Origin of the sequence: Cytobacillus luteolus (genome assembly GCF_017873715.1) — a bacterium.
Classification (GTDB): Bacteria; Bacillota; Bacilli; order Bacillales; family Bacillaceae_L; genus Bacillus_BV; species Bacillus_BV luteola.
Genome location: NZ_JAGGKM010000001.1, coordinates 505,948 through 524,802, shown reverse-complemented (window position 1 = coordinate 524,802; position 18,855 = coordinate 505,948). Strand labels below are relative to the sequence as shown.

Here is an 18,855-nt window from a genome sequence, read left to right as displayed (position 1 = left end):
CCTCCTTTCAATAAAACTATCAGTCTATTAATTTTGGTATTTGTGGTCCATCATGACGTTCAATGAAGAATACTTCAATCGAATGAATATGGATATGCCACACTCTGTTTTCTAGTACAGCCTGAGATGTAGTTTCAACATCAACTAAAACGTGATCATCTGCCACTTCTAGGATTGTTCCAACAAACATAAATGGGAAATTAGGAATTAGTGCAAACAATCTATGTCCTACTCCATCTTCAAAATGCTGAATGATCGCTTCATCATGAACAGTATTGATATCGATTCCATTCCCGCTTAGCATATTATTAACTCGATTCGTTGACATTTTTTTCTCCTCCTTCTTATGAAATTGAAAATACTGTGTCACAATCAAATTCCGTTGTCATTGCTGCGATTCTTTCAAATGGAATACTTATCGGTATTGGAAACTCATAGAACGGTGCGTTTACCATTTTAATAATGACTGGATGAAGTGTTAAATGACCTCTTTCAACTTCACTAACTGTGCCACAAAAAATGGGTCTAAAGGTTTGGCCCAACAAGTTCAGTTGAGTGGCTTGTGTTACCAATAAAACCTCTTCACCTACCACTAGATCTCGTAATAAATGGTCTTCTATCTCTGGATTCATATATTTTCCTCCTTAAAGCCTAATTTTTTTAAACTGACGGCTATTAGTAATTTATTCTATTTTCCACAAAATGCTAATTACATATAACTAGTTACTCTTTTTTTTACTTGCCCAATTTAAACATCTTAGATAATGCTTGTAAAAACCTGATAGATTTTACATACGTAATGGAAGCTAAAGGGATTTCCTCTTTGTTATTTAACCTCGCTACGGATATCACCTCTTTGGTTGCTCCATCTAATTTCCCATATGTTTTATTGTCGTCTAAATAATATATCTCTACCCAAGTCCCCTTCCAGCGTCCTAAATTTGTGTGGAACGTCTCCTCATTAAATTGTTGCAGTAGTACGTCACGCTGGGATACCGTCTTACCAAAATCACGTACTAATTTTTCTCTTAAGTTATTATCGTATATAAAGTGCTGATGTGTGTTTGAGTAGTTAGGAATTCCAAATGGAATGTTTGCAGATTCAATTGCTTCAAAAGGAATCCATATTCGATCCTTTAAGTCGGTAATCATAACAAAATTCCTTCCAATAGCACTTACCTTACCCTCAGTATAAAATGTTTTACCTCCAGCCTTTGAATACACCTCTACTTGCTGATTTCGTTTCATCTTGAAAAATCTCTTTAGTGTAAGTGATTTTTTTGAGAAGGAAAAGCTTCAGTCACCTTAAATAAGTTTTCTCTCTCCATTAACTCCATAAGAATTCTTGTTTCTTCTGTTGAAAGATTACTAGTTGGTGATGTCATTCCTTCCCCTTTTTGTAGATTAAATTCATTAATTGTATCAGGCTTAATGATTTCTTTTTTCCTAGCTTCTAATAGTTGTTTTATATACTCATCACGCCGTATCAGATTTTTCATATTCTCCCTCCTTCTACCACGACAAATTCTCTTATAGGTTATGCAAATGGTAATAAACTGCGTTATGCATTTTGTTATTTCTGGTTAAACCGCCCCTAAACTAATGCCTTTTCTTTTAAAAATAAGACAAATGCCCAAACAAACATTCGGACACAACATACTCTATTAGAGACAACAAAGTCAAAAAAATTTTAAGGAGATGAATTATTCATGAGTTGTAGTAAAAGAAACTGTGTATGTGAAGCAGTTGAAGCAATCTTAGATGCTCAAGATGCAGTCAATGACAAATGTCCAACTAGTTGTTTCCAAGATCTTTTAAACCCTGCAGTAGCACCTGGCCGCGATACAATTCCTTTTATCTTATTTGATAAAAAAGGTGGATTGTTCAAAGCATTTGGTAACGTAGGTAAAAGACTTCCACTAGGCGATGAGATGGATTGCTTCAAGACAATCTTCTTTAGAGTAGAAAACATTAAAGATGATTGCTGTGCAACACTTTCACTACTAAGACCTGAAAATGGAGACATCAAAGATCCTTGTGATCTTGGAGCAGAAGACAGATTATTCAGAACAGACTTCTGTATCGAAGTTGACCTTTCTTGCTTCTGCGCTATCCAATGCTTATCACCAGATTTAGTAGCTCGTAGATTCTAATTAAACTTTAAAAAAAGACTACGGTTATTCAATAACCGTAGTCTTTTTTTCTGCCTAATTCGTTCAAGTTAGGCAGTTTACCTAACACATCTAACCATGTCCACCTATATTCTAGTAAAGACAATATGTTAAATATTAAAATTTAGGAGTGAATCAAATGAGTTGCTGTGACAAAGACAAAGATTTAAACTGTGTATGTGAAGCCGTATTAAATATTAAAGATCTACAAGATGCGGTGGATGATGATTGCCCAACTAGTTGCTTTAGTAACTTACTAGCACCTACTCAATTTGTTGGAGACACGATTCCTTTTCTTCTTTACACTAAAAAAGGAGATCTGTTCAAAGCATTTGGAAATGTAGGTGAATTATTACCTGGTGATTGCTTTAAAACACCTTTCTTCCGTGTTGAAGATGTACGTAAAGACTGCTGTGCAACGTTATCACTATTAAGACCAGTAGATGGCAGAGGTTCCTGTAAAGATGATGTATGCGACGTTGAAAGACTTGTAAGAACTGATTTCTGTATCGAAGTTGATTTAAGATGCTTCTGTGCAATTCAATGTTTAGATCCACGTCTAGTTGTTCGTAACTTTGTAGCAGATATTGACGACGACGATGACAAGGTTGGCGGAGTAGAAGATGATGATGACCGTGGTCGTCGTCGCCATAGACACTAAAAACCTATTGCATTAATTGCTTCAATATCATCTAGTTGAATTTCAACTTTTCTTGGGCTAGTAAGTGTTTTGATGCTTACTAGTCCTTCTTCATATGAAAGAATAACCCCTCTATATGAACGATCCTTTGTAGTGATTTGACACATTGTTTTCGGAAGGTTATCTGGTAGGTTTATAAAAAATTGTATTCTCTCTTCAATATCCATTTCAGAAAAACGTTTCTTCTTCTTCCTTTTAGTTTCATCTTCCTTAACTACGTTTGTCTCTTCCTCAAGTACTTTGGGAACTTCACCTTTTACTTCAAGTTCCTTTTCCTCCCTAACTCGAGTACTTTCCTTAACGACAAATGATTGTTGCATTCCACCTGGAGTTGGTGTGAAATCTGGTTGCGATATATACATAAGCGGTCTTTGTTTACTTGAAGTCACTTGATTATCACTCATATTTTCCTTTTCCTCCATTCTTAGAAATTCATATTATGGTATGCAATAAATCTAGGTAATGTGCTAATGCCTATTTGACGAACCACAAGAAAAACGACGTTTTCAGCACGCCGCTATTCGTCAAGTAACCTCTCAATATTCTCCATAATCTCTTCAAGATTGACTTCTTTTCCAGCCACATTCATATCATGAACTGAACGGATTTTATTCTCTGCATCAACCAAATATAGCTTCGTACTATGAGTAACAAATCCATTTTCATCCTTTTTATAGTTCATTTGAAATTGATTGGCCACTATTTTTGTTTCACTCTCTGAATCTCTTAATATAAACCAACCACTCGAATCTATAGCAAAATTGGATGCATACTTACGTAAAGTGTCGGCTGTATCAAATTCTGGATCAAGGGTAATCGTTACAATTTGAACACGATCCCCAAATATTTGTTCATCTTTTAATTTTGCTTGTAAAAAAGTTAAGTCATACATGGTCATTGGACAGATATCTGGACACTTTGTATAGATAAAGGCAACAACCTTCAAATGTTCATTTTGAAAAGTGTAATCCTCGTTCAATACAGACTCAAAATGAATGTCATCAACTTGCTCTATGATTGGTAATCTTTGCTGAATGTTCCATAGCATATAGATTAAGTACATACTTATCACTGTTAGAATAATAACTACACTAAGTTTTGCTTTTGATGAAAGCACCACATAACCTCCTTATACCTTTAGCGAGTAATTTATAAACCAAAATGTAAGGATTGAAAGACTCGTCCCGAATAGACTAAATAAAGTAGTATTAAGAATCATGTTGGCGGCTGCATCTGCCGGAAGACCACAAAGGGTTGGATCTTTTACTACAGCCCCTAACATCGCTCCCATCATCGCACCAACTATTCCATTAAAATACCCTGCTAACACAGAGTGAAATTTCACAAAAGCTCCAAAAGAGATTCCTACACAAATACCAAAAACAATTGAAATCATGACAACATATGAAACCGACAATTCAATCAAAAATGATAGTAGCAAGCCAGTAACGAATGCCAAAACAAATGGTGCACTCATGGCAATGATCATTGCATAACGTTCCGAATACAATCTCCTTCTCTGATAAAGAGTTATATAACTTTTATATCCTATAAACAGATTTAACAAGAGTAATAGGAAAAAAATATATTTCATTTCAATGCTCCTATGAACTTTTTCTAGAGGTAATCACTAAGAGAGAGGAACAAATAAAAAGGATCTCAATAAATAGAATAAAAGATTCACTACCTTCTAAAACAGCCCCAATCATTGGAGCCATGATGCCCATCATCATTCCGTTTATAAATCCGGTTAGTAAGGTCTGATAATCAAATAAGGCCCCAAAGAGTGCCCCAATTCCCATACCAATTAAAGTTGAAACAATTGTCACTGTTGCAAAATGAAAAGGATACATAGACACTAACAATACCCCTGATGCAATGCCCATCATTCCACCAACGAGAATGGAAATATTCATGCCTAACTGAAACCCTATAAGTTTGCGAATCCTAAAAATATAAAGATAGATGATTGTGGTAATAAGAAAGTTTCCATAAAAAAAGAGCTCTATAAAATGTTCTCCCATTTCTTTCACCTCATACTATAAGTATGCAAAGTCAGTAAACAGGTGTTTAGTTATGGCTAAAGATATCCTACAAAAGGTACCCATTACACACTATCTTTACATTATCTTAATTTCCCCTTAACAATTACCTGTTATTGTCGAAATAGAGAAGATTATACCGAACGTTGCAGCAAGAAGAACCATTTACAAAGGAGAATAGATCATGAGTATTGCGAAGATATTGATGGAGGATCCTATGGACCTAGACAATCATTCTATAATAACAATGTCTCACAAAAGGAATGAATTCAGAGATATCCTTAAAAATAAAGCTATAAAAATCTTATTTCAACCTATTGTCTGTCTTCAAAATGGAGAGATTCATGGATATGAAGCACTGTCAAGAGGCCCAGAAAACAGTGAGTTTCATTACCCTTCTTCCCTATTTTCATTTGCAGAACGTGAAGGCTTTTTGTATCCTCTAGAAAAAGTAGCTCGAGAACAAGCTTTATATCAAAGCAAACATTTACTGGATAACCAGAAGTTATTTATTAATTTAACTCCTCAAGTGATCCATGACCCTCATTTTACTCCTGGTCATACGATTTCTTTGTTAGAACAATATCAAATGAATCCTGAGAACATTGTTTTCGAGATCACAGAAAGAAGTGCCATTACTGACTTCCAAGCCTTTAAAGTGGTCTTAAACCACTATCGTGCCCAAGGATTTAAAATTGCGATTGATGATGCAGGAGCAGGATACTCATCCTTACAAGCTATTTCTGAGTTAGAGCCTGACTATATTAAGGTTGATCGTTCACTAATTAGCGGTGTTGATAAAAATGAAGTAAAGAAAAATATATTAGAGGCGTTTGTAATGTTTGCGAAAAAAATGAATAGCAAAGTGCTAGCAGAGGGTATCGAAACGTTTGAAGAGTTGGAAAAAGTGAAGGAACTTGGAATCGATTTTGGGCAGGGATATTATCTTGCCAGGCCAAATAATCCAGTACCACCCTTTCCTCGGGATATTAAGGAATTTCTTCGAAGTGATAAAAATAAGAAAAAACCAATATATGTAGATATAAATGATGAGATTGTTATATTGAATAATGGAAAAGAACTAGCGAGGACGTTTGCAAAGTTTTTGCTATAAGATAAACAAAAACAGTCACTACCCTCATGTTGGTAATGACTGTTTTTTCTTTTGTTATCCTAGAATATGATACCCAGAATCAACATGAATATTTTCACCTGTAATACCACGAGATAATTGGCTAAATAAGAAAACTGCTGTGTCTCCCACTTCTTCTTGAGTTGTTGTACGACGAAGTGGAGCTTTTTCTTCAATTGTTCTTAAGATCGAATTAAAATCACTTACACCTTTTGCAGAAAGTGTACGAATTGGTCCGGCAGAAATTGAGTTTACACGGATGCCATTCTTACCTAAGTCACTCGCTAAATATTTCACACTAGCTTCTAGTGAAGCTTTAGCTACACCCATAACATTATAGTTAGGTAATACTCGCTCACCACCTAAGTATGTTAATGTAACGATGCTTCCGCCTTCATTCATTAAATCCTTCGCTTCCTTTGCAACAGCTGTTAAAGAATAAGCACTAATGTTATGAGCAAGTAAGAATCCTTCACGTGTTGTATTCATATAATCGCCTTCTAATTCTTCTTTATTAGCAAAAGCGATACAGTGAGCTAGTCCATCAATAGAGCCTACCGCTTCTTTAATTTCAGCAAAGCACTTCTTGATGTCTTCATCATTTGTAACATCACATGGTAAAACTAAAGAGTCTTGCCCAAGTGATTCTGCTAATTCACGAACACTTTTCTCTAAACGCTCACCTGCATATGTGAAAATCAATTTAGCTCCAGCATCATGTAAAGAACGTGCAATCCCCCATGCGATACTACGTTTATTTGCTACTCCCATTACTACATATGTACGATCCTTTAAGGATATTGTCATTCGAAAATCCTCCTATTATTATCACAAGTTATTAGTACCTAGTCATAATTATAGCATAGTTCTTTTTAAAAAGCATAGTCATAAAAAAACTCCGCGTTTTACATAAAACGCGAAGTTCTTAGAATTACAGTAACCCTCTTGAAAATTCCATTTCTACCTTCAATTCATCCACATATTCACGAGAGCCAGTTAAAATCAAGCGGTCTCCCATTTTAAGTTCAGTATCTCCATGAGGAACAATGGAATCTTTCCCTCTAAAAATTCGAACGAAAATAACGTCACCTGTAAATGGAAAATTACGCAAGGCAATGCCATCATATTTAGGATTGTTCATATTAATTTGATAAAGAGTTGTTTCTTGATTGGTTAAGATATTCATGACACTCGGTGCCTCAATCAACGCTCTTAGTAAGGTCGTTGTAGACATGAGCATAGAGAATACTTCTATATTTTGCTCTTTTAGGGATTTATTTAAATCTGGAGTCTCGATTCTGGCAATGACTCGTTCGATTCCAAATTCCTTGGCAAAGATAGCAATTTCTCCATTTTTCTGATCATCCCCGATCGCAACAACAAGGACATCAACATCAAAAACGTTCAATTCTTTTAGTGTCTCAATCCTATAATCACTAACCTCTACTATGTTAAATAAAGAGTCAGAGAACTTTTCCCCATTTTTCTCTTGCTTAACATGATACATCGTCGTTTCATACAGATGAGAATTCAACTCTCTTGTCACAGGAAGAGTCATTTGATTTGCGCCAATAAAGGCAACCTTAATTTTCGGACCTTTAGATTCCTGCTTTGGAAACAGCTTTTTAAACCAAATTGGTGTAACGATACTCGTAATAACTGCCACTAAAATTAATGCGCCTGACATTCGAGCATCAATGATTCCCATTCTTTCTCCAATTGTTGCAGCTGCAATAACAAGAGATAAAGTAGATGTTAATAATGCCCCAGCGGCAATCGTGGTTTTCCAATCATAGTACTTCTTTAAATAAAGAATCGGAAGCATCTTTGAAATGACTAATGCGATAAATAATAATGGAATTAATAATAAGATTTTCGGATCTTCAAATAATGACCAAACATCTAGCTGAACCCCTACCATTACAAAGAAGATTGGAATTAAAAATCCGTATCCGAAAGAATCTAATTTATGAACCATATCTGAATTTGGAGACAGAAGGGAAACTAACACCCCTGCTAAAAACGCACCTAAGATATTCTCTGCACCAATCGATTCAGATAAGGCAACTAACACAATAATTAAAGTAAAGATTGCACGGGTGCCAATCTGAATGGTTCCTTTAGACATCGTTTCAAGAAAGGATTGATTTCTAAAGTATTTTCCAAGGAAGTATAGTAACACCCCTGCACCAAATAAAATGAGTAATAACCACATATTACTGTCGCCTGTTCCGTATATGGATGCGAAAACAGCAAGTAATACCATTGTAACAAGGTCAGCGATAACAGCGACAAGTAAGATGATTTGCCCTATATTTTTCTTCATGATTTGTGCATCTTTTAAGGTTGGAACAACAACACCAAGTGATATTGTTGAAATGATAAGTGTCATCAAGAAGACATTATCCGTAAAGCCTAACCAGACAAAAATATAAGATAATAATAGTGATAAACCAAAAATACCAATAAACACTATGGTCGATACAACAAAAGTGTTTGGTGCATCATTCCCATTTGGAAGCTTTTCTTTTTTCTTCCCACGAGCAAATGCGGAAAAGTCTATTTCAAGTCCACTTAAGAACATTAAAAAGATAAATCCAAGCATGGACAATGTTTCAAGCCAGATGTCTTGATGAACAATATCAAATCCACTTTTACCTATAATTAGACCGACAATAATTTCTGCAACTACAACTGGAATGATATTTAATTTCAACCTGTGCAAAACAATCGGCGTTAAAAATGCAACAACAAGAACGATAACTAATGAAGTTACGGATGCTCCATGTTCCATAAAACTACCTCCTTTTCAAACAAAAACTACGTAACTCATAATAAGAAATTCATAAATACAGTTGCTAATCCGAGATAAATTAAGATACTAATAATATCATTAATGGTTGTAATAAAAGGACCGGAAGCAACTGCCGGGTCAACCTTGCATTTATGCATAATTAATGGAACAAGAGCCCCAGCTAGCGTAGCTACAATTAGCGTGATGAGGACAGATAATCCGACTAATACTCCTAAAAATAAATTAGATTTCCAGAAAAAGACTATCCCCATTATAAGTATGCCACAAACGCTTCCTGTTATGAGTCCTGTTCCCGCTTCTCTCAAGATGAGCTTTATTTTACTTTCATTTAATACATCCCCTGTTGCAATTCGGCGGATAGCAACTGCCAGTGCCTGCGTTCCTGTATTCCCTGCCATCCCTGCAATTAGTGGAATGAATACTGCTAAAATAGAAACTTGGTCTAATGTCTCTTCAAATCGACCAATTAAGTTTGCTGTTAACATACCTAAGAACAATAAGATGATTAGCCATGGTAATCTCTTTTTAGCACTAGCAAAAGAATGGCGATCCGCACCATCAACATCTGAAATACCTGCTAGCTTAGAGTAGTCATCAGACGCTTCTTCATCGATTACATCAATAATATCATCAACAGTGATTATCCCAAGTAGATGGTTCTGATGATCAACAACCGGAACTGCCAAAAAGTTATAATCTCTCATTCTACGTGCTACTTCTTCCTGGTCTTCACTAACTGATACAGATACAACTCTCTCATTGGTGATTTCAGCAATCATCGTATCCTCATCTGCAATAATTAAATCCCTTAATGTTAAGACCCCAACGAGTCGTTTATCTTCATTGATAACATAAACATAATAGATGGTCTCAGCTCTAGGTGCTTCATTTTTCAAAATTTGCAAAGCCGAACGAGCCGTTTGATTTGCCTCTATTGCGATAAACTCAGTAGTCATAATACTACCAGCTGTATATTCATCGTAGTGTAGCAACTCACGAATTTCTTGTGCAGCATCAACATCCATAATTGATAAATAACCAGCTACCTGATCTTTATCTAATTCATTTAAGACATCTACTGCATCATCGGCATACATTTGTCCGAGCATATCAGCTACATAATTGGAATCCATCTCTGAAAGATATGTTTCGTAGTCTTCCTCATCAGTATTTACATTTTCGAATATCCCTGCCATTTCTTCAGGAGATAGAAACTGGTATACTTTTTCCCTTTGTTCTTGTGTTAATTTCCCAAAGAGTTTCGCTTGGTCATAAGGATGTAGCTCTAGAAAAAGACTACGAAAAACATCTATCGAATCACTCTCTAAGCTATTCGTTAATTGCTCTGTTTCAAATTCAATATTGTCTTTCTCATATTCATTGTTCTCACTCATGTTTCCCCCTCCCTTCCTCTCATTTTTTCTATACTATCAAATATGTAGAAATTTGTCGTGTGATATGTTTATTACAAACTAATCTGAAATTTCATCGTTATATTTGCAATCACTAAAAAATAGGCTAAGATTAGATGATAGGACTTTTTTTTACTTCTACCCTAAAATACAAAACTGAAAACAATTGGAAATAGAAGAAGGGATTTTTTTATGGAGAAAGAACATTCACCCGGGCAACAAGTAGACTATACTCTACTTTTTATATTATTCTTAATGGCTATTGTAAGCTGTGTTGCTATAGATAGTTCACAGCCCTTTTTACCAGAAAAATTAAAAAGCATTAACTTTGTTGCACAACAAATCAAATGGTACATTATCGGTGCAGTTGCCATTATAATTACAATGATTCTTGATTTTGATCGATTTAAAATGATTTCTTGGTATTTATATGGCTTTGGGCTGATTTTATTACTAGGATTGGAATTTAACTTCCCTAGTGCATTAGTTGAAACAAGAAAGGGAGCAACGAGTTGGTATTCTCTTCCAGGTATTGGTACTTTTCAACCGTCAGAATTGGTAAAAATCATATTAATTATTGTATTAAGTAAAATCGTGGCTGAGCATCGAGAAAAATATCCAATAAATACGGTTAAGGATGATTTTCTGCTTCTAGGGAAAATATTCTTAACATCTGCACCACCCATTTACTTACTAACAAAACAACCTGATATGGGGATGACCATGGTCTTTATGGCCATTATGGGGTCATTAATCTTAGTAGCGGGAATTAAGTGGAGAATTATATTTGGATTTCTATTTACTGGAATTTTCTCGATCTCTGTCTTTGTCTATATTTATTTTGCGTTTCCTGAGTTTTTTAGAGCCTACATTATTAAAGAAGATTATCAACTTAATCGTTTTTACGGTTGGCTTGCACCTGAGCAGCATTCTAGTGAACAAGGTTTTCAGTTACTACGGTCCTTGTTAGCAATCGGTTCAGGCCAATTAAGAGGAAAAGGTTATCAAAATTCAGAAGTAATTATTCCTGAAGGGCATACAGACTTCATTTTTGCAGTGATTGCTGAGCAATTTGGTTTCATTGGAGCGAGTATTGTTATATCACTTTTCTTCTTATTAATTTACCGTCTGATTCATGCGGCACTTGAAAGTCATGACCCATTTGGAAGCTATCTGTGTGCAGGAGTCATTGGTATGATTACCTTCCAAGTATTTCAAAATATCGGTATGAGCATTCAGTTACTGCCAATTACAGGTTTACCCCTTCCATTTATTAGTTATGGGGGAAGTTCTCTTGCTACCTACATGATCGCAATTGGTATTGTGTTAAATGTTCGTTCACGTACGAGAAAATATATGTTTGATTAACGTTTGTTAGCTATCCATTTTAATGGATAGCTTTTTAACTATCTAGGCAAAGTAAGAAATGGAATTCTTGACGTTTGGAGTGATGAGCATGAAGTTAGATGTGATTGGAGATATACATGGTTGTTATGATGAATTATTACATATGTTTGAGACTCTCGGGTATGTGTGGAAGGATAAGATTCCGGTTCATCCAGAAGGAAGAAAATTAGCTTTTGTTGGTGACCTTACAGACCGTGGTCCACATTCTCTTAAAGTTATTGAATTGTTATATGAGCTCGTAGTCGAAAATCAGAATGCCTATTATGTTCCTGGTAATCATTGCAATAAGCTTTACCGTTTTTTTCAAGGAAGTAAAGTTCAAACTACCCATGGGTTAGAGACAACAGTTGCGGAATATGAAGCTCTACCGTCGCGTGACCAAAAGAAGATTAACCACAAGTTTCGAACTTTATATGAACATGCACCTCTTTATCATCGGTTGGATGGTGGAAAGATTGTTATTGCCCATGCAGGTATACGCGAAGACTATATTGGAAGAACCGACAAGAAAGTAAGGACATTTGTTCTTTATGGTGATATCACTGGTGAAAAGCATGCAGATGGCTCACCTGTAAGGCGTGATTGGGCTAAGCAGTATAAAGGCAAAGCTTGGATAGTTTATGGACACACTCCAGTAAAAGAACCTAGAATTGTTAATAATACGATCAATATTGATACTGGGGCGGTATTTGGGAACAAGCTAACAGCTCTAAGGTATCCTGAAATGGAAACAGTGTCTGTTCCTTCTACGATGCCTTATGTTGAGGAGAAATTTAGGGTGTTGGATTAAAAAAGTGTGGAAACCAGGAATAGTTAGAAAAGGCTATTTGTGGAATGTTGGGGATTCGGACTTGTTTTTTCTTGTTATTACTCAACCTGTCTGAATCAGAGGTGGATTCAGACTGGTTTCTCCTTGCTGCTACTCAACCTGTCTGAATCTGCTCGGGATTCGGACAAGTTTTTCCTTGCTGCTAGTCAACCTGTCCGAATCAGAGCTGGATTCAGACTTGTTTCTCCTTGCTACTACTCAACCTGTCCGAATCAACTTGGAATTCGGACTTGTTTTCGCTTACTACTACTCAACCTGTCCGAATCAGAGCTGGATTCAGACTTGTTTCTCCTTGCTACTACTCAACCTGTCCGAATCAACTTGGAATTCGGACTTGTTTTCCCTTGCTACTACTCAACCTGTCCGAATCAACAAAAAAAGTGCCCTGGTTGGGCACTTTTTTTACTTATTCTTTTAACAGTTCTTTCATATCATCAGGCAAATCTATCTCAAATTTCATTTCTTCCTGTAAAATTGGATGAAGAAATCGAACTTCACAGCAGTGGAGTGCTTGTCTAGTGATATGGTCGCGGAGTCCACCGTATAGTGTGTCACCTAGTAATGGATGTCCGAGGTATGCCATATGTACTCTAATTTGATGGGTACGACCTGTTTCAAGCTTTAAGGATATATGCGTATGGTTATCGTATCTCTTTAATACGTTGTAATTTGTTGCTGCAAATTGACCATCTTCGCGTACTTCCCGCTCAATGATGCTGTCAGATTTACGGCCGATAGGGGCAATAATTCTTCCACTATCCTTTTGAATTACTCTATGTACAACAGCCTCATAGCGCCTGAAAATTTCTCCTTTTTTTTGCTGCTCAGAAAATAAATGATGAACATGACGGTGCTTTGCAACAATAAGTAATCCTGAAGTATCCCGATCCAACCGGTTAACAATATGAATGGTTGATGCTAATTCGATACTTTCATAGTAATACTTAAGGGCATTTGCTAAGCTCCCCCTTGGGTGTTCACGTGAGGGAATGGTTGAGATCACAGCCGGCTTATTAACTATGAGGATATACTTGTCCTCATACACTATGTTTAAAGGAATTGGTTCAGATACGAGTTCTTTACTAGGAGACTCATAAGGAAAAACAACACTTAGATAATCTCCAGTTCTCAAAGCGTACCTTACCGTGACTGTCAATCCATTAACAATAATGTCACCACCATCAAACTTGATATCTGTCAGTGCAGCTTTTGAAATATGCTTTTCCTTTAAAAAATCCTTAATGAGAATCCCGTTAGACTCTTCCGTAATGGTCCATTCAAGTACAAAGTTGTTCAATGTTTATTTCCCTTCTAATCGGCAATAAAAGAATCCCTAACTCTTTTCCAAAAAGGAAAAGGTCTAAATCGGGCAAAGCGAATCTTCTCACTAGCCACTCGACACTGAATTGACTTTACATCCTTATGGAGTAACGTCAAATGATCGATCGTAATGTGAAAATCAACATCATTCACCGGTTTTAATAAACACGTATGATGGTTAGGAAGAACCATTGGCGAGCCCACTGTTCTAAATACACGGTTATTGATGGAAGCCATCTCTGCAATTTGAATAACTTCTAGAGAAGGGTGTAATATCGCGCCACCTAATGCCTTGTTGTATGCTGTGCTACCAGATGGAGTAGAAATACATAATCCATCCCCACGGAAGGTCTCAAACAACTGACCCTTAATTTCCACATCCATTACTAAGGAACCTTCTACACTTTTTACAGTACATTCGTTTAAAGCTAAGTATCTAGCTTCTCTTCCACCATTTATATAGCGAATAATTACTTCCAACAAAGGATATTCAACGATTTGATATGGTGTTTTAGCAATAGCAATCACAAGCTTTTCTATTTCATCAGGTACCCAGTCTGCATAAAAACCAAGGTGCCCAGTATGTACACCAACAAAGGCTGTTTTGTTCAGACGGCTACGATAGCGATGGAAAGCATATAAAAGAGTACCATCTCCGCCAACAGAAATAACAATATCTGGTTGATCCTCGTCATATGTAAGTTCAAAATCCATTAAGTAGGTTTTCATTTTTTGCATCAACGTGTTTGACGTCGGATCGCCTTTAGATGTAATTGCAAATTTCATTCTTACACCCCTCTCTATGCTATAGATTCATTTTTATGTGACCTCTATTTCTGCTTTTGACCATTTCGAGGGCGCATAAATCGTTTTATGTGACCTCTATTTCTGCTTTTGACCACTTCGAGGGCTCATAAATCGTTTTATGTGACCTCTATTTCTGCTTTTGACCATTTCGAGGGCGCATAAATCGTTTTATGTGACCTCTATTTCTGCTTTTGACCACTTTGAGGGCTCATAAATCGTTTTATGTGACCTCTATTTCTGCTTTTGACCATTTCGAGGGCGCATAAACCGTTTTATGTGACCTCTATTTCTGCTTTTGACCATTTCGAGGGCACATAAATCGTTTTATGTGACCTCTATTTCTGCTTTTGACCATTTCGAGGGCACATATATCGTTTTATGTGACCTCTATTCTTGCTTTTGATCAATTGGAGGACTCATAAATCTGACCCTGTTTTCCATAAAATCCAAATATATATTATGTAACCTAATTCGCATCCTCTGTTTTCCGTGAAAATATCACCTGTGCCTCTTGAATTTCTCCACGTATTTGTGACATTTCTTCATCTAGTCTAAATGCGGCTTCGGCAGCACGCTGTAAACGGCGTTCAATATCCTCAGGAAAATGACCACTATATTTATAGTTTAAAGAATGCTCGATTGTTGCCCAAAAATTCATGGCTAATGTTCTAATTTGTATTTCAACAAGAATTTTCTTTTCACCATTTATCGTTTGTACTGGATATCGGATGACAATATGATAGGAACGATAACCACTTAGCTTCTTGTGGGTAATATAATCACGTTCTTCAACAATTTCAAAATCATTTCTTTGCCTAAGTAGTTCGACTACCTTTTTAATATCATCTACAAACTGGCACATCATTCGTAATCCTGCGATATCTTGCAATTCCGCTGCTAATTTATCTAGAGGTATTCCCTTCTTATTTGCCTTATCAAGGATACTTGCAATCGGCTTGACTCGACCTGTTACAAATTCGATTGGAGAGTGTGTTGACTGCATCTCAAATTGAGATCTCATCCCCTTCAATTTCACCTTTAATTCGTCAATCGCTTGTTCATAGGGGGCTAAGAAAAGATCCCAATGTTTTTTCATGTATTTCCACCACCAAAATTGATTAATTATTAATGGTTATTCAATTATCAAAAACAGGTTAAGGCAAAAAGACCTCTTCTACCTTTGAAACCATTTCTTCACCATAGTTAGCATTTCCTTCAATATTGCTAACTAAGTACTCTAATTCTCCGATAATTCCTTCAAGCCTAATTTCTGTATCATTAACCTTTACAAAAACAGTGCGCTCTTTTTCCATCGTTTCTTTTAAACCTGGCCATGTAGAGTACGGTAGGCTTACATAAATAAACTCGGTTTCGTTCTCTAACTTATATATAAAAGCAACTGAATCTGAATCAACTAACATTTGCCCTGTTGGAACAAGTGATGTTGCATCATAACTGCTTTTCTCAGCTTCTAAAACTAACTTTTCATCTGTTGACTCAACCGTTTGTATAACATTAATCATTTTTGACATACACGGAGTCTCCCTTCTTGCAGAACATAATAATTGTCCCATTTATTTTACCATAATACACCTTTTCATGTTTAGTTATTGCTATCAACAAAAATAGAAGCGATAATATCATTAGAGAGGAAGATGGAATTGAATCAAGAAATTGAAATTGAATTTAAGAACCTTCTTACAAAAGATGAATTTCAACAGTTACTTACTCATTTTTCAGTTAGTGAGCAAGCCTTTAAAACACAAATAAACTATTATTTTGATACCCCACAATTTTTGTTGAAAGATAAAAAATCAGCGCTTCGTATCCGTTTCAAAAAGAATAACTACACCTTAACCTTAAAGCAGCCAGCAGCAATTGGCCTATTAGAAACACATCAATTTTTATCTGAGGAACAAGCATTGCTTATGATAAATGAAGGGCAATTCCCAAAAGGAGATATCTATGATATTTTAAATAAAGAAGAGATAACTCCATCATTAGTAAAGTTCTTTGGAAAATTAACCACTTCACGAGCTGAACTTTCCTATAAAAATGGGCTACTTGTTTTTGACCATAGTTCCTACTTAGATACGGATGATTATGAAATAGAATATGAGGTTTCAGATGAGAAAAGTGGTCAAGCTCATTTTCTTGAACTTTTAAAAGATCAAGGTATCCCGCTACGAAAGACAGACAACAAAATTATGCGGTTCTATATAAAGTCAATCAATCATGGAGAGTAAAGACGATGAAAATAGATCAAATTAAAATGTTAATGGAACTTCAAGCAATTAAAGGCTTTAATTCTACAACACAATCAACAGGAGATACCTCCTTGTTTAAAGATTTGTTAACTGAGATGCTCTCAACAACATCATTATCAAACAATACTTCAACACTACAGATGAGCGGATTGAATCGTCGACCTGCTTCCGTTGCTTCTCTTCAGGGAATTTCGCCTATTAAGGTTGAAGGAAATTTAGAGGAAATCATAGAGAAGGCTGCTCAAAAATATAATATTGATCCAAGCTTAATTAAATCAGTAATAAAACATGAATCGAATTTCAACCCGAACGCTAAAAGCCATGCGGGTGCAACCGGCCTCATGCAACTAATGCCTAGTACAGCTAGATATCTTGGCGTTACGAATAGTTATGATCCTGCTCAAAACGTAGAAGGCGGAACAAAATACCTTCGTTCCATGTTAGACAAATATGACGGAGACCTCTCACTTGCTCTAGCTGCCTATAACGCAGGTCCTGGTAATGTTGATAAGTTCGGTGGAATCCCACCTTTTAAAGAAACACAAAACTACGTCCGTAAAGTGACTGAGACCTACTATTCTTAAAAATAAAAAGAAATCATTACAAAACTTGTGATGATTTCTTTTTATTTTGAAATTGCTATATTAAGAGTATTTTCACTATCCAACATCCGAATAAACAATCGAGTTCCTTCCACTATCCTTTGCTTCATAAAGCAGCTTGTCAACTTTTTCTACTAGCTGTGCTGGTCTCTCACCTTTTTGTTTACAACTTCCAAAACTCATAGTTACAGAAAATGTTTTTCCTTCAAAGAAAAAATTATGGTTTGAAACGGTTTGTTTGATTTCAACTAAGAGCTTATTAACCTCATTTTGGTCGTTAGTATAAAGAAGGATTGCAAACTCTTCTCCTCCATATCGGAAAGCTTTGCCTGTTTTTACTGGAATAATAGAATGAATGATTGCGCCGATTTGACGTAATACTTCATCACCCATTACATGTCCGTATTTATCATTAATACATTTAAACTTATCAATATCGGTAAGGACAAGGTGAAAGTCGACTCCCTTTTCTAAATCTTTTCGTAAATGCTCCTGAAAAGAACGGTGATTTAAAAGATTCGTCAGATAGTCCCGATTTGCAGCTTCGACTAGCATATGTTTTTCAGAATGATACTTCCTCTCTCTTGAAACAATAATTCCTCCTAAAGCCCCAATCATTAACAAAAAGAAAACTTGGCTAACGTAATTTGTTAAATTATGAAGAGAGAAAAAATCAGAGACTTGTACGAAAAAAGTGATCGAGTAGATTACACTAAATAGACTAGCAGCAACTAATCCACCTAGTAATCTCCAATAAACAACTATATGTAAAATAATTAAATAAGCTAATGGAAACAACGGACTTTCAATTCCCCCAGTTAATGGGATAAGTGCAGAAAAAGCTATAAAGTCAAAGAATGGCCCACCTTTAGTCATTAATGTATACGCTCTCGAACCTTTAGGTGACTTATGTAAATAAAAATCAGAAATACCCATATACATAAAACCAAAAACAACTAGTGCTATGAATATATTGAGTTTTAAATGAACAGGATTTTCAATATATTGAAAGGTGAATACCACTATTGATAAAACTAAAAAAAGCCAGCGTAAAGAAGAAAAAATTATTTCAAGTGCATGATCTGAGTGATAGGCACTCTTTAATAATACCTTCATATAATTTCACTTCCTGTTAAAGAATTTGTTACTATTCTTTATTATAAAGTAAATGAAAAAGTAATCTAGTAAAATTTGTTAATTAATACATTTAATTAATACATTTAATCAAAACATTTAATTCATTCTTTTAATTTCCAATTATTTTAAGTGCTCATTATTTGAGATATATCTTAACCATTGCTAAAATAAGTAATAAGTAAACATGCATTTTTAAAATGTAGTGGAAAAAAGG

Annotated in this window: 23 protein-coding genes; 7 read left to right on the top strand and 16 right to left on the bottom strand. The window is 35.6% G+C overall.

From position 1 onward, the window contains the following. Positions 1-19 precede the first annotated feature (19 nt). The 4 genes from J2Z26_RS02685 to J2Z26_RS22045 all read right to left on the bottom strand — a co-directional run bounded on the left by J2Z26_RS02685 (position 20) and on the right by J2Z26_RS22045 (position 1,499). Positions 20-328, bottom strand: coding sequence for a hypothetical protein (locus J2Z26_RS02685; RefSeq protein WP_227413782.1), 309 nt, complete (start codon positions 326-328; stop codon positions 20-22). A 16-nt stretch (positions 329-344) separates the two neighbouring features. Next, positions 345-632, bottom strand: coding sequence for a hypothetical protein (locus J2Z26_RS02680; RefSeq protein ID WP_193538018.1), 288 nt, complete (start codon positions 630-632; stop codon positions 345-347). 103 nt (positions 633-735) lie between these two features. After that, positions 736-1,248, bottom strand: coding sequence for a hypothetical protein (locus J2Z26_RS02675; RefSeq protein WP_233459419.1), 513 nt, complete (start codon positions 1,246-1,248; stop codon positions 736-738). A gap of 14 nt (positions 1,249-1,262) precedes the next feature. After that, a complete protein-coding gene (locus tag J2Z26_RS22045) occupies positions 1,263-1,499 on the bottom strand; it encodes a hypothetical protein (RefSeq protein WP_233459418.1) in 237 nt (78 codons plus the stop codon). Positions 1,500-1,709: 210 nt separating this feature from the next. On the opposite strand from J2Z26_RS22045, the gene J2Z26_RS02670 reads away from it, so the two are divergent. Beyond that, complete coding sequence (locus J2Z26_RS02670; protein ID WP_193538014.1) at positions 1,710-2,153, top strand: CotY/CotZ family spore coat protein; 444 nt, start codon at positions 1,710-1,712, stop codon at positions 2,151-2,153. A 157-nt stretch (positions 2,154-2,310) separates the two neighbouring features. Next, complete coding sequence (locus J2Z26_RS02665; protein WP_193538012.1) at positions 2,311-2,832, top strand: CotY/CotZ family spore coat protein; 522 nt, start codon at positions 2,311-2,313, stop codon at positions 2,830-2,832. Here J2Z26_RS02665 and J2Z26_RS02660 read toward each other — a convergent pair. The 4 genes from J2Z26_RS02660 to J2Z26_RS02645 all read right to left on the bottom strand — a co-directional run bounded on the left by J2Z26_RS02660 (position 2,829) and on the right by J2Z26_RS02645 (position 4,895). After that, positions 2,829-3,275 carry a CotO family spore coat protein gene (locus J2Z26_RS02660; RefSeq protein ID WP_193538010.1) on the bottom strand — a complete coding sequence of 149 codons (447 nt, stop codon included), beginning with the start codon at positions 3,273-3,275 and terminating at the stop codon, positions 2,829-2,831. The two genes, J2Z26_RS02665 and J2Z26_RS02660, sit on opposite strands and share 4 nt — an antisense overlap. A gap of 113 nt (positions 3,276-3,388) precedes the next feature. Next, entirely contained in the window at positions 3,389-3,988 is a 600-nt protein-coding gene (locus J2Z26_RS22040) for an SCO family protein (protein WP_193538008.1), read from the bottom strand. 12 nt (positions 3,989-4,000) lie between these two features. Then, positions 4,001-4,465, bottom strand: coding sequence for a hypothetical protein (locus J2Z26_RS02650; RefSeq protein ID WP_193538006.1), 465 nt, complete (start codon positions 4,463-4,465; stop codon positions 4,001-4,003). A gap of 10 nt (positions 4,466-4,475) precedes the next feature. Next, a complete protein-coding gene (locus tag J2Z26_RS02645; protein ID WP_193538004.1) occupies positions 4,476-4,895 on the bottom strand; it encodes a hypothetical protein in 420 nt (139 codons plus the stop codon). Between the two features lie 202 nt (positions 4,896-5,097). Here J2Z26_RS02645 and J2Z26_RS02640 point away from each other — a divergent pair, with 202 nt between their 5' ends. Then, positions 5,098-6,027: an EAL domain-containing protein gene (locus tag J2Z26_RS02640; protein ID WP_193538002.1), complete on the top strand. Its 930-nt coding sequence runs from the start codon at positions 5,098-5,100 to the stop codon at positions 6,025-6,027. Positions 6,028-6,081: 54 nt separating this feature from the next. Here the strand turns inward: J2Z26_RS02640 and fabI are convergent, their stop codons facing one another. From fabI to mgtE, 3 genes are all read right to left on the bottom strand, one after another. After that, positions 6,082-6,852, bottom strand: coding sequence for an enoyl-ACP reductase FabI (gene fabI / locus J2Z26_RS02635; RefSeq protein WP_193538000.1), 771 nt, complete (start codon positions 6,850-6,852; stop codon positions 6,082-6,084). Between the two features lie 124 nt (positions 6,853-6,976). After that, positions 6,977-8,839 carry a monovalent cation:proton antiporter family protein gene (locus J2Z26_RS02630; protein WP_193537998.1) on the bottom strand — a complete coding sequence of 621 codons (1,863 nt, stop codon included), beginning with the start codon at positions 8,837-8,839 and terminating at the stop codon, positions 6,977-6,979. Positions 8,840-8,874: 35 nt separating this feature from the next. Next, positions 8,875-10,254 carry a magnesium transporter gene (gene mgtE, locus J2Z26_RS02625; RefSeq protein WP_193537996.1) on the bottom strand — a complete coding sequence of 460 codons (1,380 nt, stop codon included), beginning with the start codon at positions 10,252-10,254 and terminating at the stop codon, positions 8,875-8,877. A 210-nt stretch (positions 10,255-10,464) separates the two neighbouring features. On the opposite strand from mgtE, the gene J2Z26_RS02620 reads away from it, so the two are divergent. Together J2Z26_RS02620 and prpE are read left to right on the top strand one after the other, a co-directional pair. Continuing rightward, complete coding sequence (locus J2Z26_RS02620; RefSeq protein WP_193537994.1) at positions 10,465-11,640, top strand: FtsW/RodA/SpoVE family cell cycle protein; 1,176 nt, start codon at positions 10,465-10,467, stop codon at positions 11,638-11,640. A gap of 88 nt (positions 11,641-11,728) precedes the next feature. After that, positions 11,729-12,469, top strand: a complete 741-nt coding sequence (gene prpE, locus J2Z26_RS02615) for a bis(5'-nucleosyl)-tetraphosphatase PrpE (RefSeq protein ID WP_193537992.1) — start codon at positions 11,729-11,731, stop codon at positions 12,467-12,469. 445 nt (positions 12,470-12,914) lie between these two features. Here prpE and J2Z26_RS02610 read toward each other — a convergent pair whose 3' ends face one another. The 4 genes from J2Z26_RS02610 to J2Z26_RS02595 all read right to left on the bottom strand — a co-directional run bounded on the left by J2Z26_RS02610 (position 12,915) and on the right by J2Z26_RS02595 (position 16,158). Next, a complete protein-coding gene (locus J2Z26_RS02610) occupies positions 12,915-13,805 on the bottom strand; it encodes an RluA family pseudouridine synthase (protein WP_193537990.1) in 891 nt (296 codons plus the stop codon). 14 nt (positions 13,806-13,819) lie between these two features. After that, on the bottom strand, positions 13,820-14,614 hold the full coding sequence (locus J2Z26_RS02605; RefSeq protein ID WP_193537988.1) for an NAD kinase: 795 nt from the start codon (positions 14,612-14,614) through the stop codon (positions 13,820-13,822). Positions 14,615-15,101: 487 nt separating this feature from the next. Further along, positions 15,102-15,731, bottom strand: coding sequence for a GTP diphosphokinase (gene yjbM / locus J2Z26_RS02600; protein ID WP_193537986.1), 630 nt, complete (start codon positions 15,729-15,731; stop codon positions 15,102-15,104). A 58-nt stretch (positions 15,732-15,789) separates the two neighbouring features. Continuing rightward, a complete protein-coding gene (locus tag J2Z26_RS02595) occupies positions 15,790-16,158 on the bottom strand; it encodes a UPF0738 family protein (RefSeq protein WP_193538529.1) in 369 nt (122 codons plus the stop codon). A 138-nt stretch (positions 16,159-16,296) separates the two neighbouring features. Between J2Z26_RS02595 and J2Z26_RS02590 the strand changes: the two genes are divergently transcribed. Both J2Z26_RS02590 and J2Z26_RS02585 read left to right on the top strand, forming a co-directional pair. Then, positions 16,297-16,881, top strand: coding sequence for a CYTH domain-containing protein (locus tag J2Z26_RS02590; protein ID WP_193537984.1), 585 nt, complete (start codon positions 16,297-16,299; stop codon positions 16,879-16,881). A gap of 5 nt (positions 16,882-16,886) precedes the next feature. Then, positions 16,887-17,486 (top strand): lytic transglycosylase domain-containing protein, encoded by a 600-nt coding sequence (locus J2Z26_RS02585; RefSeq protein ID WP_193537982.1) that lies wholly within the window; start codon positions 16,887-16,889, stop codon positions 17,484-17,486. Between the two features lie 75 nt (positions 17,487-17,561). Here J2Z26_RS02585 and J2Z26_RS02580 read toward each other — a convergent pair whose 3' ends face one another. After that, positions 17,562-18,620 carry a GGDEF domain-containing protein gene (locus tag J2Z26_RS02580; protein ID WP_193537980.1) on the bottom strand — a complete coding sequence of 353 codons (1,059 nt, stop codon included), beginning with the start codon at positions 18,618-18,620 and terminating at the stop codon, positions 17,562-17,564. Positions 18,621-18,855: the final 235 nt, after the last annotated feature.

What these genes read in the sequence shown, in the direction of transcription:
- J2Z26_RS02685 (WP_227413782.1), bottom strand. Translation starts at nt 328, where the DNA reads ATGTCAACGAATCGAGTTAATAATATGCTAAGCGGGAATGGAATCGAT.
- J2Z26_RS02680 (WP_193538018.1), bottom strand. Translation starts at nt 632, where the DNA reads ATGAATCCAGAGATAGAAGACCATTTATTACGAGATCTAGTGGTAGGT.
- J2Z26_RS02675 (WP_233459419.1), bottom strand. Translation starts at nt 1,248, where the DNA reads ATGAAACGAAATCAGCAAGTAGAGGTGTATTCAAAGGCTGGAGGTAAA.
- J2Z26_RS22045 (WP_233459418.1), bottom strand. Translation starts at nt 1,499, where the DNA reads ATGAAAAATCTGATACGGCGTGATGAGTATATAAAACAACTATTAGAA.
- J2Z26_RS02670 (WP_193538014.1), top strand. Translation starts at nt 1,710, where the DNA reads ATGAGTTGTAGTAAAAGAAACTGTGTATGTGAAGCAGTTGAAGCAATC.
- J2Z26_RS02665 (WP_193538012.1), top strand. Translation starts at nt 2,311, where the DNA reads ATGAGTTGCTGTGACAAAGACAAAGATTTAAACTGTGTATGTGAAGCC.
- J2Z26_RS02660 (WP_193538010.1), bottom strand. Translation starts at nt 3,275, where the DNA reads ATGAGTGATAATCAAGTGACTTCAAGTAAACAAAGACCGCTTATGTAT.
- J2Z26_RS02650 (WP_193538006.1), bottom strand. Translation starts at nt 4,465, where the DNA reads ATGAAATATATTTTTTTCCTATTACTCTTGTTAAATCTGTTTATAGGA.
- J2Z26_RS02645 (WP_193538004.1), bottom strand. Translation starts at nt 4,895, where the DNA reads ATGGGAGAACATTTTATAGAGCTCTTTTTTTATGGAAACTTTCTTATT.
- J2Z26_RS02640 (WP_193538002.1), top strand. Translation starts at nt 5,098, where the DNA reads ATGAGTATTGCGAAGATATTGATGGAGGATCCTATGGACCTAGACAAT.
- fabI (WP_193538000.1), bottom strand. Translation starts at nt 6,852, where the DNA reads ATGACAATATCCTTAAAGGATCGTACATATGTAGTAATGGGAGTAGCA.
- J2Z26_RS02630 (WP_193537998.1), bottom strand. Translation starts at nt 8,839, where the DNA reads ATGGAACATGGAGCATCCGTAACTTCATTAGTTATCGTTCTTGTTGTT.
- mgtE (WP_193537996.1), bottom strand. Translation starts at nt 10,254, where the DNA reads ATGAGTGAGAACAATGAATATGAGAAAGACAATATTGAATTTGAAACA.
- J2Z26_RS02620 (WP_193537994.1), top strand. Translation starts at nt 10,465, where the DNA reads ATGGAGAAAGAACATTCACCCGGGCAACAAGTAGACTATACTCTACTT.
- prpE (WP_193537992.1), top strand. Translation starts at nt 11,729, where the DNA reads ATGAAGTTAGATGTGATTGGAGATATACATGGTTGTTATGATGAATTA.
- J2Z26_RS02605 (WP_193537988.1), bottom strand. Translation starts at nt 14,614, where the DNA reads ATGAAATTTGCAATTACATCTAAAGGCGATCCGACGTCAAACACGTTG.
- yjbM (WP_193537986.1), bottom strand. Translation starts at nt 15,731, where the DNA reads ATGAAAAAACATTGGGATCTTTTCTTAGCCCCCTATGAACAAGCGATT.
- J2Z26_RS02595 (WP_193538529.1), bottom strand. Translation starts at nt 16,158, where the DNA reads ATGATTAATGTTATACAAACGGTTGAGTCAACAGATGAAAAGTTAGTT.
- J2Z26_RS02585 (WP_193537982.1), top strand. Translation starts at nt 16,887, where the DNA reads ATGAAAATAGATCAAATTAAAATGTTAATGGAACTTCAAGCAATTAAA.
- J2Z26_RS02580 (WP_193537980.1), bottom strand. Translation starts at nt 18,620, where the DNA reads ATGAAGGTATTATTAAAGAGTGCCTATCACTCAGATCATGCACTTGAA.